Source organism: Micromonospora sp. NPDC023737 (assembly GCF_040639715.1).
Classification (GTDB): domain Bacteria; phylum Actinomycetota; class Actinomycetes; order Mycobacteriales; family Micromonosporaceae; genus Micromonospora.
This window is the reverse complement of the sequence record NZ_JBFAAL010000002.1, coordinates 182518-198215: the sequence shown is the minus strand read 5'-3', so window position 1 is coordinate 198215 and position 15698 is coordinate 182518. Positions and strand designations below refer to the sequence as shown.

The window sequence follows — 15698 nt, the reverse complement described above, 5'->3', positions numbered from 1 at the left end:
GGCGCATCCGCGCCGGGGAGGGGCCGCCTCCGTATCCGCAGTGAGGAGAAGTCCGTGACGCGTACCTGGAAGGCGCTCGCGGCCCTGTTCGCCGGACTGGCCCTGATCGTCCTGGCCGCGGCACCGGCCGCGGCCCACACCGGGAAGCTCAAACTGACCGTGGGCGGTGACGGGGCCGACGGGGTCACCGTGCAGGCGCTCTACGCCGACGGCCACCGGCTCGACAAGCTGGTGCGACTGACCCTGACCGCCGTCGGCCCGGACGGGCAGCGCGTCGGGCCGCTGCAACTGGAACCGGCCACCGAGGGCCAGGGCTTCTACACCAGTGGTCCGCTGCTCTCCCCCGGCCGCTGGCGGGTGACGGTCGCCGCCCCGGCCCCGAACGGGAGCAAGGCCAGCGCTGAGGTGCAGGCCCGCCCCGCCCAGCCGCCGGCGCCGGCGGTGCCGGTTGCGGCCACCGCACCGGCGGCCGGCGCCCGGGCCACCTCGGATGCGGGGAGTGCCTGGTGGTGGCCGGTCGGGTTGGCCGTCGTGGTGATCGCCGCCCTGGCGGTGGCGGTGCCGATGCTGCTCACCCGCCGCCGCACGGACGAATGAGCCGCTCGGGCGGGTGAGCCGCACGGCGCGAGGTCGCCGGGGCTGCTCCGGCGACCCGCGCAAACCCCGGTGAGCCTGATACCTCAGCGGCATCAATATGCCTCTGAGGTATCAGGCCTCTCGGGAACACCGTTGACCGGAACACAGTCGAGCAGCACTTGTGCGCCTCGGCCCGAGCCAGCGGCAGCGGCAGCGGTCAGAGGATCTCGCGCAGGGCGTCCAGGTCCTCGTCGGTCGGCTGCCACGCACCGGCGGCCGCGTTGGCGAGCACCTGCTCGGGGGTGGTCACCCCGGCGATCACCGAGGTCACCGCCGGCTGGGCGGCGAGCCCGCCGATGGCCACCTGGAGCATGCTGAGCCCACGCTCGTCCGCGTACCGTTCGATCGCCTCGATGAGGTCCCACTTCGCCGCGGCGAGCCGCGCGGCGTACCGGCCCCCGCCGGCGAGCCGGCTGCCGGCGGGCGGCGCCTCGCCCCGCTTGTACTTGCCGGTGAGCAGCCCGTTGGCCAGCGGGAAGAACGGCAGCAGCCCCAGCCCGAAGCGCTCACACGCCGGGACCACCTCGGTCTCGACGGAGCGCTCCACCAGGCTGTACTGATTCTGCGCGCTGATGAACCGGGACCGGCCGTTGGAGGAGGCCACCCAGTCGGCGTCCGCGATCTGCCAGCCGGAGAAGTTGGAGTTGCCCAGGTAGCGCACCTTCCCGGCGCGGACCAGGTCGTCCAGGGCGGCGAGAGTCTCGTCGATCGGGGTGGCCGGATCGGGCTCGTGCACCTGGTACAGGTCGATGTAATCGGTGCCGAGCCGGCGCAGCGACGCCTCGACGGCCCGGGCGATGTAGCGCCGGGATCCGCGGGCGCCGTGGTCGGGGCCGTTCAGTCCGTTCATGTCCATGCCGAACTTGGTGGCCACCACCACGTCGTCCCGGCGGCCCTTCAGGGCCTGCCCGAGCAGCTCCTCCGAGCTGCCCTGCGGCTCGCCGTAGATGTCCGCCGTGTCGAAGAAGTGGATCCCAGCGTCCAGGGCGGCGTCCACGACCGCACGGGTGCCGTCGAGGTCGGTCTTGCGGCCGAAGTTGTTGCAGCCGATGCCGACCACGGACACCACGAGCCCGGAGTCGCCCAACCGGCGGTAGGTCATCTCAGTCACGAGATCGACTCTATGCCTGCTGGCGGGTGCGCGGGTGCGCGGCCGGCAGCCCGCGGCCGATCACTTGACATCCCACACCGGTTCGGGTGTCTCCACCACCTCGCCGTCGCCCCGGAAGAGCACGAACCGGTCGAAGGTACGGGTGAACCAACGGTCGTGGGTCACCGCGAGCACCGTCCCGTCGAACGCGTTCAAGCCGGCCTCCAGCGCCTCGGCGCTGGCCAGGTCGAGGTTGTCGGTCGGCTCGTCGAGCAGCAGCAGCGTCGCCCCGGACAGCTCGAGCAACAGCACCAGGAAACGCGCCTGCTGCCCGCCGGAGAGCGTGCCGAACCGCTGGTCGCCCTGCCCGGCCAGCTCGTACCGGGACAGCGCCGCCATGGCGGCGTGCCGGTCCATCCCGGCCCGATGCTCGTCGCCGCGCCAGAGGATCTCGACGAGGGTCTTCGCCATCAGCTCCGGCCGGTCGTGCGTCTGGGAGAAGTGTCCCGGCCGGACGCGCGCGCCGAGTCGGGCGACGCCGTCGTGTGCCACCGGCGCGAGCGTGACCCCGGCGTCCACCGGGCCGTTCGCCGGATCCGGGTCGGTGCCGCCGCGGGCCAGCAACCGCAGGAAGTGCGACTTGCCGGTGCCGTTCGCGCCGAGCACCGCGACCCGGTCGCCGTACCAGATCTCCAGGTCGAACGGGTAGGTGAGGCCGTCGAGTTCCAGCTGCTCGCAGACGATCGCGCGTTTGCCGGTGCGCCCGCCGGTCAGCCGCATCCGGATGTCCTGGTCCTTCGGCGGTACGGGCGGCGGCCCGGCCTCCTCGAACTTGCGCAGCCGGGTCTGTGCCGCCTGGTAACGCGAGGCCAATCCGTCGTTGTACGCGGCTTTCTGCTTGTACATCAGCATCAGCTCACGCAGTTTCTGATGCTCCTCGTCCCAGCGCCGGCGCAGCTCGTCCAGGCGGGCGTGCCGGGCCACCCGTGCCTCGTGCCAGCTCGCGAAGCCGCCCGGGTGTACCCAGGCGCTGCCGCCCTCGACGGCGACCACCCGGTCGGCCGTACGAGCGAGCAACTCGCGGTCGTGCGACACGTAGAGCACCGACTTCGCCGACTCGCGCAGTCGCCCCTCCAGCCATCGCTTGCCGGGCACGTCGAGGAAGTTGTCCGGCTCGTCCAGGAGCAGCACTTCGTCCGGGCCGCGAAGCAGCAGTTCCAGGGCGAAGCGTTTCTGCTGTCCCCCGGAAAGGGTCCGGACCGGACGGTCCCGGGCCGCCTCCCACGGCAGGTCGAGCACGATGGTGGCGACGGTGTCGAAGAGCACCTCGGCGTCGTACCCGCCGGCCTCGCCCCAGGCGGCGAGCGCGTCCGCGTACGCCAGCTGCGCCTTGCCCGCGGCGGTGCTGTACTTGCCGCGTACCTCGGCCTCCCGCATGGCCGCCTCGGTGTCCGCGAGCCGGCGGCCGGCCGCGCGCAGTGCGGGCGGGGCGAGCGAGAGCGCCATGGCGGCGAGCGTGGAATCGTCCCCGATCATGCCGATGAACTGCCGCATCACACCGAGACCACCGGTACGCGCGATCGCGCCGGTCGTCACGGGCAGGTCGCCGGCGACCATCCGGAGCAACGTCGTCTTGCCCGCGCCGTTCGGGCCGACGAGCGCCACCTTCGCGCCCTCACCGACCCGGAAGGACACATCGTCGAAGAGCTCCCGACCGTCCGGCAGGGTGTGCCCGACCGCTGCCACGTCCACGTAACCCACGCCGGGATCCTGCCCTAGCCTCCCGGGCCGGGTACATCCAATTACCGGCCGACGCGCAGCACCCGGAAGCCCTTCTGACTGGCGTACCGCTCGGCCTGCCAGCCCTGGTCGACGAGCCAGCGGTGCAGCGAGTCGCCACCGAGGTGGCGGGCGACGACCAGCCAGGCGACGCCGTCGGGGGCGAGCCGGGGCAGCCAGCGCCGCAGCAGCTCGTGCAGTTCGTCCTTGCCGATCCGGATCGGCGGATTGGACCAGAGCTGGGTGAAGCGGACCTCGGCCGGTACGTCGTCGGGGGCGCGTACCCGCACCCGGTCCGCAGCACCGATCCGCTCGGCGTTGGCGGTGGCCAGTGCCCGCGCCCGTTCGTTGACGTCGACGGCCCACACGGTCGCCGCCGGGGCGTTGTCGGCCAGTACGCAGCTGATCGGACCGAATCCGCAGCCGAGGTCGAGCAGGTCACCTGTGGTGTCGGCGGCGGGCAGTTCGGCCTTGCGCAGCAGCACAGCGGTACCGGGATCGAGCCGGTCGGCGGAGAAGACCCCGGCCGCCGACACGAGTGTGTAGTCGCGGTCGGCGACGTTGAACTCGACCTCCCGCGGGCGCGCGGCGGTCGTGGGTTCAGCGGTGAAGTAGTGGTCGCCGGTCACGCCGGCAATTCTCGCACCGGGGCCGATCCGACCCCGCGACGCCCCGAGGGCTGCTCCGCCGCTCCGGGACCCGATCCGTTACGAACGGGGTCGGCGCGCGTTGTGCAGGTCACCCGACACCGGCCGACCATAGTTTTGCGTAATTACCACCTAAAGGGACGATAACTCCTACTCTTGGCGACATGGTGTATCGGTACGAGTTCGATGAGGACGCTTTCGTGGAGGACCCGGAGCGCGGGTCCGACTCCGTGCTCGGCGCCGGTCCGCCACCTCCGGCCGGGCCCTCTCCGTCCCGCTTCCCCACTCCGGCGCTGCCCCGCGCGACCCGAATGGCACCGCCCGCGCCCGAACCGCAGCCGATGCCGGCCGAGCCGCCCACACCGGCGGAGGCTCCCGCCGCGCCGCCCACACCGGCGGAGGCCCCCGCCGCGCCACCGGTACGGGCCGAGGTCCCGGTCCCGCCGCCCTCGTCCCGGGTCTACGTCTCGGCCGACCCGACGCCGGAGCCGCCCGCGACCACGCCCGTCCCCCGGGCCGGCGGCGGCCGCCTCTGGCAGGTGCTCGTCGGTGGCGCGGCCGTCCTGGTGCTACTCGCGCTCTGCGGGCTCGGCGCCGCCGCCCTGCTCGCCGACCGGACGCCGACGCCGCAGATGACGCCGAGCTACCAGGCCGGCGCGAATCCGTCCGCCGACCCGGCCGAGGAGGAGAACCTCGACTCGCGGGACGTCGACCAGGCGCCGCTGACCGCGAAAGAGGTCTTCGCCGGCAAGGAACTCGTCATCGCCGACGGCCAGCCGGCGTACAAGGTGCTGAAGACGCAGGCCAGCGCCAGCTGCTCGGTCGCCGCCACCGACGAGATCGCCGACCTGCTGGTCCGACTCGGTTGCAACCAGGTCGTCCGGGGCACCCTCCGCACTCCGGACGGCGACCACCTCGTCACCACCGGCCTGTTCAACCTCACCGACCGGGCCAGCGCCGAACGGGTCCGCGACCGCATCCGCCAGCTGCTCGACGAGCGGCAGGGACGATTCCGCGGCATGGCGGCCGGTGAGGACACCGAGGCCATCGCGAGCGCACCGGCCCGCGTCGGCTGGCAGGTCCGCGGCCACTACCTGGCGTACGCCGTCGTCGCGCGCAGCGACGGCGAGGCGATCAAGTCCGGCGACGAGAAGGTCCGCGAGGTCCTGTTCGACATGATCGAGCTGCACCTCAACCGGGGCGTGCTCCAGCGGCGAGCGGACGGCGGCAGCGCGGCGCAGCCCACGACCGGCCCGTCCGCGACCACCGGCGCGCAGGACGGTGTGGACGAGTCGCCGACGGACGACGGATCTCCGGAAGACGACGAGTCAGCGGAAAACTGAGCTACGCCTCCGCGGGCACCCGCAGGCGACGGGTGACCTCCGCGCGCCGGGCGTACTCGGCGGGATCGTCCGGGTAGCCGACGGCCACCAGGGTCAGCCCGTGCGCGGGGGCGACGGTCACGTGGCTGGATCGCTCACGGTGGGAGAGCAGGCTCGCCGGCCACTCCACCGGCCGCCGGCCGTCCCCGGCGACGAGCATGGCACCCACCAGGCTGCGGACCATCGCCTGGCAGAACGCGTCGGCCTGTACGGTGGCGACCAGCAGACCGTCCGGCTCCCGCCGCCAGTCCAGCCGGGTCACCTCGCGCAGCGTGGTGGCGTTCTCCTTGCGTCGGCAGTACGCGGCGAAGTCGTGTTCCCCCACCAGACCGGTCGCGGCGGCGTTCAGCGCGCCCAGGTCCAGCGGTCGTGGCCAGGCCAGGGTCAGGTGACGGTGGAGCGGCTCGGCGCCGTACGGGGCATCGGTCACCCGGTACTCGTAGCGTCGGAACGTGGCCGAGAAACGCGCGTCGAACTCGGCCGGCACCTCGGTGACCGCCCGCACCCGGACGTCGGCGGGGAGCAGCCGGGCCAACCGGCGCAGCAGTGTGGACTTCCGCTCCTGCCAGACGTCGCCGGGCAGGTCCACATGGCACACCTGCCCCGTGGCGTGCACGCCGGCGTCGGTGCGCCCGGCGACGGTCAACCCGGTCGCGGTGCCCGCGCCGAGCAGGAGATCGAGCGCCTCACCCAGTACGCCCGCGACCGTACGCCGGTCCGGCTGCACGGCCCAGCCGGAGAAGTCGGTTCCGTCGTACGACACGTCCAGCCGTAGCCGGGTGCGCCCGTCCACCCTCATACCTCCTGTGACGATTCGGGCCCGACACCCACCAGGGGTGCCGGGCCCGACCAAAGCCTTCGATCAGGCCTTGTTCTCGTTGTTCTCCTCGACGGCGAGGTCGCTGTCCTCGCGTGCCTCGGCGGTGTCACCGGACGCCGAGACCGGCGCCTCGGCGTCCTGGTCGGCCGGCTCGGACCGCGGGGTCTCCTGCTCGGGCGCGAGCGCCTCGACCTTGTCCTGCTGAGCAGCCTTGCGGGCAGCGGTCTTCTTGTTCGCCTTCGGCTCGGCGACCTGCAGCTCCTCGACCAGCTCGATGATCGCCATCGGCGCGGCGTCACCCTTGCGCGGCCCGGTCTTCACGATCCGGGTGTAGCCACCGTTGCGGTTGGCGTACCGAGGCGCGATCTGGTCGAACAGGGCGTAGACCACGTCCTTGTCCTTGACGACGGCGAGCACCCGACGCCGGGAGGCCAGATCACCGCGCTTGGCCTTGGTGATCAGCTGCTCCGCGAGCGGACGCAGCCGCCGGGCCTTGGTCTCGGTGGTCTGGATCTTGCCGTGCTGGAACAGCGACGTGGCCAGGTTGGCCAGCATCAACCGCTCGTGCGCGGGGCTGCCGCCGAGGCGGGGACCCTTGGTGGGCGTGGGCATTCTCGGTGCTCCTCAGATGTGGCGGCAGCGCGATCTAGAGCTGCTCGGTCTCGCGGTAGTCGTCGGTGTCGTAGTCGGCCTCGCCGAAGGTGTCCACGACGTGCGCCGGGTCGAAGTTCGGAGCCGAGTCCTTCAGCCCCAGACCCATCCCGGCGAGCTTCATCTTGACCTCGTCGATCGACTTCTGGCCGAAGTTGCGGATGTCGAGGAGGTCGGCCTCGGTACGCCCGATGAGCTCACCAACGGTGTTGATGCCCTCGCGCTTGAGGCAGTTGTAGGAGCGGACGGTGAGGTCCAGCTCCTCGATCGGCAGGGCCAGGTCCGCCGCCAGCTGGGCGTCCTGCGGCGACGGGCCGATGTCGATGCCCTCGGCGGTCTCGTCCAGCTCCCGGGCCAGCCCGAACAGCTCCACCAGCGTGGACCCGGCGGAGGCCAGCGCGGTACGCGGGCCCATCGACGGCTTGGTCTCGACGTCGATGATCAGCCGGTCGAAGTCGGTCCGCTGCTCGACACGGGTCGCCTCGACACGGTAGGTGACCTTCAGGACCGGCGAGTAGATCGAGTCGACCGGGATCCGGCCGATCTCGGCGCCCGCCTGCTTGTTCTGCGCCGCCGTGACGTAGCCCCGACCCCGCTCGACGGTCAGCTCCATGTCGAGCCGGCCCTTGCCGTTCAGGGTGGCGAGCTTCAGGTCCGGGTTGTGCACCGAGACGCCGGCCGGCGGCTGGATGTCCCCCGCCGTCACGTCGCCCGGGCCCTGCTTACGCAGGTACATGCTGACCGGCTCGTCGTGCTCGGAGCTCACGCAGAGCTCCTTGATGTTCATGACGAGCTCGACCACGTCCTCCTTGACACCGGGGATCGTGGTGAACTCGTGCAGCACGCCGTCGATCTTGATCGAGGTCACGGCCGCGCCGGGGATCGACGACAGCAGCGTACGCCGCAGCGAGTTGCCCAGGGTGTAGCCGAAGCCCGGCTCCAGCGGCTCGATGGTGAACCGGGACCGGGTCTCGTTGATCGACTCCTCGGAGAGAGTCGGTCGCTGGCTGATGAGCATGTCTTCTCTTCTCTTCCGGGGCGCCCGCTATTTGACGCCCACGACACAAACTGTTCCGGTGGTCCGCCCCCGCAGGGGCGGACCACCGCAACGAGCCCTTACTTGGAGTAGAGCTCGACGATCAGCTGCTCCTGCACCTGGGTGTCGATCACCTGGCGGCTCGGGAGCGAGTGCACGAGGATCTTCATCTGGCTGGGGATCGCCTCCAGCCACGCCGGCACCGACTTCGAGCCGGCCTCGGCCTGCGCCACGATGAACGGGGTGAGCTCCTTGCTCTTGCCCCGAACCTCGATGATGTCGTGCTCCTTGACGCGGGCCGACGGGATGTCGACCTTCTTGCCGTTCACCGTGAAGTGGCCGTGCTTGACCAGCTGGCGGGCCATGTCGCGAGACTTGGCGTAGCCGGCCCGGTAGACCACGTTGTCCAGCCGCGACTCGAGGATCTGCAGGAGGACCTCACCGGTCTTGGCCTGCTTGCCAACGGCTTCCTCGTAGTAACCGCGGAACTGCTTCTCCAGCACGCCGTAGACGCGGCGGGCCTTCTGCTTCTCGCGGAGCTGGAGCAGGTACTCCGTCTCCTTGGTGCGGCCGCGGCCGTGCTGCCCGGGCGGGAACGGCCGGGACTCGAACGGGCACTTCGGGCCATCGCACTTGCTGCCCTTGAGGAACAGCTTCATCTTCTCCCGCCGGCAACGGCGGCAGTCAGCACCGGTGTAACGAGCCATCTCTCTCTACCTCTCAGACCCGACGACGCTTCGGCGGACGGCACCCGTTGTGCGGCTGCGGGGTGACGTCGGAGATCTGCCCGACCTCCAGCCCGACGGCCTGCAGCGAACGGATGGCGGTCTCCCGGCCGGAGCCGGGGCCCTTGACGAACACGTCGACCTTGCGCATGCCGTGGTCCATCGCACGACGCGCGGCGGCCTCGGCGGCCAGCTGCGCGGCGAACGGGGTCGACTTGCGGGAGCCCTTGAAGCCAACCTGGCCGGCGGAGGCCCAGGAGATGACCGCACCAGTCGGGTCCGTGATGGAGACGATGGTGTTGTTGAAGGTGCTCTTGATGTGCGCCTGCCCGTGGGCGACGTTCTTGCGTTCCTTGCGCCGGACCTTCTTGACGGCGGCTCCGGCACGAGCCTTCGGTGGCATAAGTCTGTGCGCTCCTGAATGGTTTCTGGCTTGTCGCCCCGTTGATTACGTAGACACCGGTTCCGGTTGGAGCCCGGCCCACTCGGCGGAGAACGACCAGAATTCCGGTTAAAGAATTACTTCTTGCCGGGCTTCTTCTTGCCGGCGACAGTCCGCTTCGGGCCCTTCCGGGTCCGCGCGTTGGTCTTGGTCCGCTGGCCACGCACGGGCAGGCCCCGGCGGTGCCGGATACCCGCGTACGAGCCGATCTCGACCTTGCGGCGGATGTCAGCGGCGACCTCGCGGCGCAGGTCGCCTTCAACCTTGTAGTTGCCCTCGATGTGGTTGCGGAGCTGGACCAGCTCCTCATCCGTGAGGTCCCGGGCGCGCTTGTCCGGCGAGATGCCGGTGGCGGCGAGCGTCTCCAGAGCGCGGGTACGGCCCACGCCGAAGATGTAGGTGAGCGCGATCTCCATCCGCTTCTCGCGGGGGAGGTCGACGCCGACTAGACGTGCCATGTGCGGGCGTGCTCCTCGTGATGTGTGACGGAGGTCTGCACCCGTCCCGCCCCGCTCACGACTGGCTCCTGCCTCCGACGCGCTGTGCGCCGGCGACCGGGAGTCGGTCGCTGCCCGAGCGGGCCCCGGCCTCCGACCGGGGGTCGGCCACGAAGGAGTACGCCTGACGCGTACCGCTCGCGGCTGGGACGAGCATTTGCTGTGTGTTTCGGGACCTGCCGCCCGGGCCGTTCCTCACCGGTCGACGTGACCGGCGGAGGGGCTCAGCCCTGGCGCTGCTTGTGACGCGGGTCGCTGCAGATGATCATGACCCGGCCGTGCCGACGGATCACCCGGCACTTGTTGCAGATCCGCTTGACGCTCGGCTTGACCTTCACGGTTGCCTTACTTCCCATCAGGCCCGGTGACGCGCCACGCGCGACCACGGACATCGAAGACGGACAGGGAACGACCCGGCCGTCGTCAGGACTACTTGTAGCGGTAGACGATGCGCCCGCGGGTCAGGTCGTACGGCGAGAGTTCGACGACGACCCGATCCTCCGGCAGGATGCGGATGTAGTGCTGCCGCATCTTGCCGCTGATGTGAGCCAGCACCTTGTGGCCGTTCGCGAGCTCTACGCGGAACATGGCGTTCGGCAGGGGCTCGATGACCCGACCTTCGATCTCGATGGCTCCGTCTTTTTTCGGCATGTCCTCCGCTGTCCTGACGTCGGTTGCTCCGGACGGCTCACAACGTCTTACACGGGTGACTGATCAAGATCAGGCAGCCCGCGCCAGCCGCGGCTCCAGCACCCATCGAAGCGCTGATGGGCATGCCGGAGTGGACGCTGTGCGCCGATCAAACAGTGTACGCCCGTCTACGTCCGGCCGCCAAACCGACCACCAGCGGATTCCGCGTACGGATGAAAGCCGGTGCCCGCCCGCGTGGCCCGGACCGCCCGACTACCGTCTCCGCTCCCGCTTCGCCCGCTTGCGCCGGCGCCTGCGCTCCCGCTTCTCGGCCCACCGGTGCGGCTCTCCACCGGCGAGACCACCGACCGTGCGGACCACCAGGAGCGCGCCCCACGGACCGGCCACCCAGCCGGGCCAGAAGTAGAGCAGATCGCCGGCGACCGCCGATGCGATCGCCCAGACCGCCAGCACGATCGGCACCACCTGGAGATACGGCAGCCAGACCCGGAGCAGCCAGCGGGCGGTCGCCGGGCGGCCGACCGGCGGCGTCCCGGACACCACCGGCCGAGCCTCGGGCACCGCCATCTGCGCGGCCGCCGGGGGCGTGACACCGGGAAGGTCGGTCAGCAGCGCGTCCAGTTCCCCGTACGTCCGGGCCGCGTAGGCCCGCCGCAGGCGCTCGTCGTACTCGTGCAGATCCAGCCGGCCCTCGTCCAACGCCACCCGCAGCCGCTCGGCCACCCCCTGACGGTCGGCGTCCGCGGCCCGCATCTCGTCCCGCCGCTCCACGCCCGAGAGCATGCCACCCCCACGCCACCCGCACGAGGCCCGAAAGCCCCATGCGGCCGGACACCGGTTCAGGCCAGCGGATGCGTTCGGAAACCGCCCAGCCGGTCACAGACGACCGTTCGGCAAACGCGACCCGACAACTCCCCGGTGCGGTGCGACCACAACGGGAGCAGGCTCGGTTCAGGCGGCAGGGGCAGGCTGCCGGGCCGTGACGAGGTCGCCCAGGCGGGCGCGGCCACCGTCCTCGGCGGTCAGCACCCACACCCCGTCGGGCAGCAGCGCCATCGTGTGCTCGACGTGCGCCGCCATCGAACCGTCCCGGGTCACGACGGTCCAGCCGTCCGACAGTTCGGCGGTACGGGGCGAGCCCATGGTGATCATCGGTTCGATCGCCAGCGCCATCCCGGTCACCAGCCGCGGGCCCTTGCCCGGTCGCCCGTGGTTGAGCACGTGCGGGTCCTGGTGCATCTCGGTGCCGATGCCGTGGCCGCCGTAGCCGTCGACGATGCCGTACCGGCCACCCCGGCGGATCGCGTCCTCCACCGCGTGCGAGATGTCGGTGAGCCGCCCCTTGCCACTGGCCGCACCGCGGGCGGCAGCGGCGATCCCCGCCCACATCGCGTCCTCGGCCACCGCGGCCATCTTGAGCAGCGCCGGGTCGACGTCCCCGACCCCGACCGTGATCGCTGAGTCGCCGTGCCAGCCGTCGAGCACGGCACCGCAGTCGATGGAGATGAGATCGCCGTCGCGGAGCACCTGGGCGGGCGCCGGGATGGCGTGCACCACCTGCTCGTTGACGGAGGAGCAGATCGAGGCCGGGTAGCCGTGGTAGCCCTTGAACGACGGGACGGCACCCGCCTCACGGATCGTCGACTCGGCGATGGCATCCAGGTCGGCCGTGCTCACCCCGGGAGCCACCGCCTCCCGCATCCGACGCAGCGCTTCGGCGACCACCAGACCGGCGGCCCGCATCTTCTCGATCTGCTCGGGGGTCTTCAGCTGGATGTCCAGCTGGGGACGGCGCATGGAGCAATTACCTTTCGTTGCCGAAACAGCGGGGCACGCCGGACGTACCCCGCTGTTCGCACTCTATCCACCGGCGATCCGGCGGAACCTCAGCCGCCGTACGACCGCAACGCGTCGATGGCGCGGACGGTGACGTCTTCCACCGGTCCCGTGGCGTCGATCCCGACCAGCTTGCCCTGGGCGCCGTAGTAGTCGACCAGCGGCGCGGTCTTCTCGGCGTACTCCCGGAGCCGCGTGGCGATGGTCTCCGGCTTGTCGTCGTCGCGCTGGAAGAGCTCACCGCCACACCGGTCGCAGATGCCCTCGCGAGTGGTGGCGTCGAACTCGACGTGCCAGATCTTGCCGCAGCCCCGGCAGGTCCGGCGGCCGGAGAGCCGCCGGATCACCTCGTCGTCGTCGACGACCAGTTCGAGCACCAGATCCAGGGCGGTGCCCAGGTCCGCGAGGAGCTTGTCCAGCGCGGCGGCCTGCGGGGTCGTACGGGGAAAGCCGTCGAGCAGGAAGCCCTCGCTCGCGTCCGGTTCGGCCAGCCGGTCCCGGACCATGTTGATGGTCACCTCGTCCGGTACCAGCTCACCGGCGTCCATGTACCGCTTCGCCTCGATGCCCAACGGGGTGCCCTGGGACACGTTCGACCGGAAGATGTCGCCCGTCGAGATCTTCGGCACCGCGAGATGGGCGGCGATGAACTCGGCCTGCGTGCCCTTACCCGCTCCCGGCGGGCCAACCAAGACGAGTCTCATCTACCGCAGGAACCCTTCGTAGTTCCGCTGCATCAGTTGGCTCTCGATCTGCTTCACGGTCTCCAGGCCGACGCCGACCATGATCAGCACAGCCGTACCACCGAACGGGAAGTTCTGGTACTGCTGGTTGTCGAGCCAGATGAAGAAGAAGTTCGGCAGGATCGAGACGATGCCCAGGTACAGCGCGCCCGGAAGGGTGATCCGGCTCAGGATGAAGTCCAGGTAGTCGGCCGTCGGCTTGCCGGGGCGGATGCCCGGCACGAACCCGCCGTACTTCTTCATGTTGTCCGCGACCTCGGTCGGGTTGAACGTGATCGAGACGTAGAAGTACGTGAAGAAGATGATCAGCAGGAAGTAGACCGAGATGTAGATCGGGCTGTCCGGCGCCACCAGGTTGTTCTGGATCCAGGCCTGGGTCTTGCCCGGGTTGGTCTGGTCGAAGAACTGCAGCGCCAGCTGCGGCAGGTAGAGCAGTGACGAACCGAAGATGACGGGGATGACACCCGCCTGGTTCACCTTCAGCGGGATGTAGGTCGAGGTGCCGCCGTACATCCGCCGGCCGATCATCCGCTTGGCGTACTGCACCGGGATCCGGCGCTGCGCCTGCTCGATGAAGGTGACCGCGGTGATGACGACCAGGACCAGAGCGATGACGAGGAAGAACTTCCACCAGCCCTGGGAGGTCTTGATCTGCCAACCCTCGCTGGGGAGGCGGGCCGCGATCGAGGTGAAGATCAGGACGGACATGCCGTTGCCGACGCCGCGGTCGGTGATCAGCTCGCCGAGCCACATGACCACACCGGTACCGGCGGTCATCGTCATGACCAGGACGCTCAGCGTCAGCCAGTCCGGGATGCCGACACCGTCGGGGATGATCGGGAACTGGTCGCAGCGGTTCTGGAAGAGCTGACCGGAGCGGGCCAGCGCCACGAACGCCGAGGCCTGCAGCACACCGAGACCGAGGGTCAGGTAGCGGGTGTACTGGGTGATCTTCGCCTGGCCGGCCTGGCCCTCCTTACGGAGTTGCTCCAGCCGCGGGATCACCACGGTCAGCAGCTGCAGGATGATGGACGCCGTGATGTAGGGCATGATGCCCAGCGCGAAGACTGACAGCTGCAGCAGCGCCCCGCCCGAGAACAGGTTGAGCAGGTTCAGCACGCCGGTGGTGTCACCCTGGATGGAGTCGAGGCACTTCTGCACGTTGCCGTACGAAACGCCTGGGCTGGGCAGGGTGGCGCCGAGCCGGTAGATCGCGATGATGCCGACTGTGAACAGCAGCTTCTTGCGCAGGTCAGGCGTTCGGAACGCACTGAGAAAGGCGGACAGCAACTTCTTCCTCCTGCGCGAGGCGGGCCGCCGGTTGTCCCTGGCGGTTCGGGGTGGGTGCCGGGCGAGTGCCCGATATCCATGGCTGGGAAGGGACTCTAACAGCCCGATCCCGGTCCGGGCAGACGTGCCCGGCTACATAAACCGAATCCGATATTACTTGGCGTGAACGTCCCAGGTAGACCATGGCGCCCGCCAGTTGGTCACAACTGGACGGGCGCCATGGGTCATACGCCTTACAGCTCGGTGATCGAGCCACCGGCGGCGGTGATCTTCTCCTTGGCCGACGCGCTGAACGCGTGCGCCGACACCTGGAGGTTCACCCCACCGAGTTCCCCGGTACCGAGGACCTTCACCGGCTGGCCCTTGCGGACCGCGCCGGCGTCGACCATCTCCTGCGGGCCGACCTGGCCGCCGTTCGGGAAGAGCTCGGCGAGCCGGTCCAGGTTGACCACCTGGAACGTCACCTTGAACTTGTTCTTGAAGCCCTTGAGCTTCGGCAGGCGCATGTGGATGGGCATCTGCCCACCCTCGAACGCCGCCGAGATGTTCTTCCGGGCCTTGGAACCCTTGGTACCGCGGCCGGCGGTCTTGCCCTTGGAACCCTCACCGCGACCCACACGGGTCTTCGCGGTCTTGGACCCCGGCGCCGGGCGCAGGTGGTGGACCTTGATCGTCATTACTCGACCTCCTCGACCTTCACGAGGTGGCTCACAGTGAAGATCATGCCGCGGATCTCGGGCCGGTCCTCCTTGACCACCACGTCGTTGATCCGCTTGAGACCGAGCGAACGCAGCGAATCACGCTGGTTCCGCTTGGTCCCGATCTCGGACCGGACCTGGGTGACCTTCAGACGCGCCATCAGGAAGCCACCCCCGCCCGCGTCGCCAGCATGGCGGCCGGCGCGACGTCCTCCACCGGCAGACCACGACGGGCGGCCACGGCCTCCGGCGACTCCAGCGACTTCAGAGCCGCCACAGTGGCGTGCACGATGTTGATCGGGTTCGACGATCCGAGGCTCTTGGAGAGCACATCGTGGATACCCGCGCACTCCAGCACGGCACGCACCGGTCCACCGGCGATGACACCGGTACCGGCCGAGGCCGGCTTGAGCAGCACGACGCCGGCGGCGTCCTCGCCCTGAACCGGGTGCGGGATCGACTGACCGATCCGCGGCACCTTGAAGAAGTGCTTCTTGGCCTCCTCGACGCCCTTGGCGATCGCCGCGGGCACCTCCTTGGCCTTTCCGTAGCCCACGCCGACCGTGCCGTCGCCGTCGCCCACGATCACCAGGGCGGTGAAGCTGAAGCGACGACCACCCTTCACGACCTTGGCGACGCGGTTGATCGCGACGACCCGCTCAAGGTGCGGGGTCTTCTCGACGGGCGCGTTTCCGCGGCCGCCCTCACGGCGGTTGTCGCGGCGACCACCCTCGTTGCCACCGGACCCGCCGCCACGGCGCTGTTGACCTGGCAT

The 15698-nt window shown here is 70.0% G+C and carries 20 protein-coding genes; 2 read left to right on the top strand and 18 right to left on the bottom strand.

Annotation, left to right across the window (positions count from 1 at the left end; genetic code table 11):
• The first annotated feature begins 54 nt into the window (after window positions 1–54).
• Window positions 55–597, top strand: coding sequence for a hypothetical protein (locus AB0F98_RS06355; protein ID WP_357729568.1), 543 nt, complete (start codon window positions 55–57; stop codon window positions 595–597).
• Window positions 598–793: 196 nt separating this feature from the next.
• On the opposite strand, the gene AB0F98_RS06350 is transcribed toward AB0F98_RS06355, so the two are convergent.
• From AB0F98_RS06350 to AB0F98_RS06340, 3 genes are all read right to left on the bottom strand, one after another.
• The gene (locus AB0F98_RS06350; RefSeq protein WP_357730860.1) at window positions 794–1738 is read right to left on the bottom strand and encodes an aldo/keto reductase; all 945 of its coding nucleotides are present in this window, start codon (window positions 1736–1738) and stop codon (window positions 794–796) included.
• 69 nt (window positions 1739–1807) lie between these two features.
• Window positions 1808–3487: an ATP-binding cassette domain-containing protein gene (locus tag AB0F98_RS06345; protein ID WP_357729565.1), complete on the bottom strand. Its 1680-nt coding sequence runs from the start codon at window positions 3485–3487 to the stop codon at window positions 1808–1810.
• Between the two features lie 41 nt (window positions 3488–3528).
• The gene (locus AB0F98_RS06340; protein ID WP_357729562.1) at window positions 3529–4134 is read right to left on the bottom strand and encodes a methyltransferase; all 606 of its coding nucleotides are present in this window, start codon (window positions 4132–4134) and stop codon (window positions 3529–3531) included.
• Window positions 4135–4316: 182 nt separating this feature from the next.
• On the opposite strand from AB0F98_RS06340, the gene AB0F98_RS06335 reads away from it, so the two are divergent.
• Complete coding sequence (locus tag AB0F98_RS06335; RefSeq protein ID WP_357729559.1) at window positions 4317–5495, top strand: hypothetical protein; 1179 nt, start codon at window positions 4317–4319, stop codon at window positions 5493–5495.
• Between the two features lies 1 nt (window position 5496).
• On the opposite strand, the gene truA is transcribed toward AB0F98_RS06335, so the two are convergent.
• The 15 genes from truA to rpsE form a co-directional block, all read right to left on the bottom strand.
• Window positions 5497–6327: a tRNA pseudouridine(38-40) synthase TruA gene (truA, locus tag AB0F98_RS06330; protein ID WP_357729556.1), complete on the bottom strand. Its 831-nt coding sequence runs from the start codon at window positions 6325–6327 to the stop codon at window positions 5497–5499.
• Between the two features lie 69 nt (window positions 6328–6396).
• Window positions 6397–6966 (bottom strand): 50S ribosomal protein L17, encoded by a 570-nt coding sequence (rplQ, locus tag AB0F98_RS06325; protein WP_357729553.1) that lies wholly within the window; start codon window positions 6964–6966, stop codon window positions 6397–6399.
• 34 nt (window positions 6967–7000) lie between these two features.
• Window positions 7001–8023: a DNA-directed RNA polymerase subunit alpha gene (locus tag AB0F98_RS06320; protein WP_076466647.1), complete on the bottom strand. Its 1023-nt coding sequence runs from the start codon at window positions 8021–8023 to the stop codon at window positions 7001–7003.
• Window positions 8024–8121: 98 nt separating this feature from the next.
• Window positions 8122–8748 carry a 30S ribosomal protein S4 gene (rpsD, locus tag AB0F98_RS06315; RefSeq protein WP_076466648.1) on the bottom strand — a complete coding sequence of 209 codons (627 nt, stop codon included), beginning with the start codon at window positions 8746–8748 and terminating at the stop codon, window positions 8122–8124.
• A gap of 13 nt (window positions 8749–8761) precedes the next feature.
• On the bottom strand, window positions 8762–9169 hold the full coding sequence (gene rpsK / locus AB0F98_RS06310) for a 30S ribosomal protein S11 (protein WP_076466649.1): 408 nt from the start codon (window positions 9167–9169) through the stop codon (window positions 8762–8764).
• Between the two features lie 116 nt (window positions 9170–9285).
• Window positions 9286–9666, bottom strand: coding sequence for a 30S ribosomal protein S13 (gene rpsM, locus AB0F98_RS06305; RefSeq protein ID WP_076466650.1), 381 nt, complete (start codon window positions 9664–9666; stop codon window positions 9286–9288).
• 263 nt (window positions 9667–9929) lie between these two features.
• Window positions 9930–10043 (bottom strand): 50S ribosomal protein L36, encoded by a 114-nt coding sequence (gene rpmJ, locus AB0F98_RS06300; protein ID WP_088982067.1) that lies wholly within the window; start codon window positions 10041–10043, stop codon window positions 9930–9932.
• A gap of 91 nt (window positions 10044–10134) precedes the next feature.
• On the bottom strand, window positions 10135–10356 hold the full coding sequence (gene infA / locus AB0F98_RS06295; protein ID WP_007073013.1) for a translation initiation factor IF-1: 222 nt from the start codon (window positions 10354–10356) through the stop codon (window positions 10135–10137).
• Window positions 10357–10608: 252 nt separating this feature from the next.
• The gene (locus AB0F98_RS06290; RefSeq protein ID WP_357730857.1) at window positions 10609–11109 is read right to left on the bottom strand and encodes a DUF1707 domain-containing protein; all 501 of its coding nucleotides are present in this window, start codon (window positions 11107–11109) and stop codon (window positions 10609–10611) included.
• Window positions 11110–11307: 198 nt separating this feature from the next.
• On the bottom strand, window positions 11308–12153 hold the full coding sequence (gene map / locus AB0F98_RS06285; RefSeq protein ID WP_357729547.1) for a type I methionyl aminopeptidase: 846 nt from the start codon (window positions 12151–12153) through the stop codon (window positions 11308–11310).
• Window positions 12154–12242: 89 nt separating this feature from the next.
• On the bottom strand, window positions 12243–12896 hold the full coding sequence (locus AB0F98_RS06280) for an adenylate kinase (protein ID WP_357729543.1): 654 nt from the start codon (window positions 12894–12896) through the stop codon (window positions 12243–12245).
• The gene (gene secY, locus AB0F98_RS06275) at window positions 12897–14225 is read right to left on the bottom strand and encodes a preprotein translocase subunit SecY (protein ID WP_076466654.1); all 1329 of its coding nucleotides are present in this window, start codon (window positions 14223–14225) and stop codon (window positions 12897–12899) included. It abuts the gene before it with no gap.
• A gap of 233 nt (window positions 14226–14458) precedes the next feature.
• The gene (gene rplO, locus AB0F98_RS06270; RefSeq protein WP_357729540.1) at window positions 14459–14902 is read right to left on the bottom strand and encodes a 50S ribosomal protein L15; all 444 of its coding nucleotides are present in this window, start codon (window positions 14900–14902) and stop codon (window positions 14459–14461) included.
• Complete coding sequence (gene rpmD / locus AB0F98_RS06265; protein ID WP_091335633.1) at window positions 14902–15084, bottom strand: 50S ribosomal protein L30; 183 nt, start codon at window positions 15082–15084, stop codon at window positions 14902–14904. The genes rplO and rpmD overlap by 1 nt, the downstream gene beginning before the upstream one ends.
• Window positions 15084–15698: a 30S ribosomal protein S5 gene (rpsE, locus tag AB0F98_RS06260; protein WP_076466656.1), complete on the bottom strand. Its 615-nt coding sequence runs from the start codon at window positions 15696–15698 to the stop codon at window positions 15084–15086. The genes rpmD and rpsE overlap by 1 nt, the downstream gene beginning before the upstream one ends.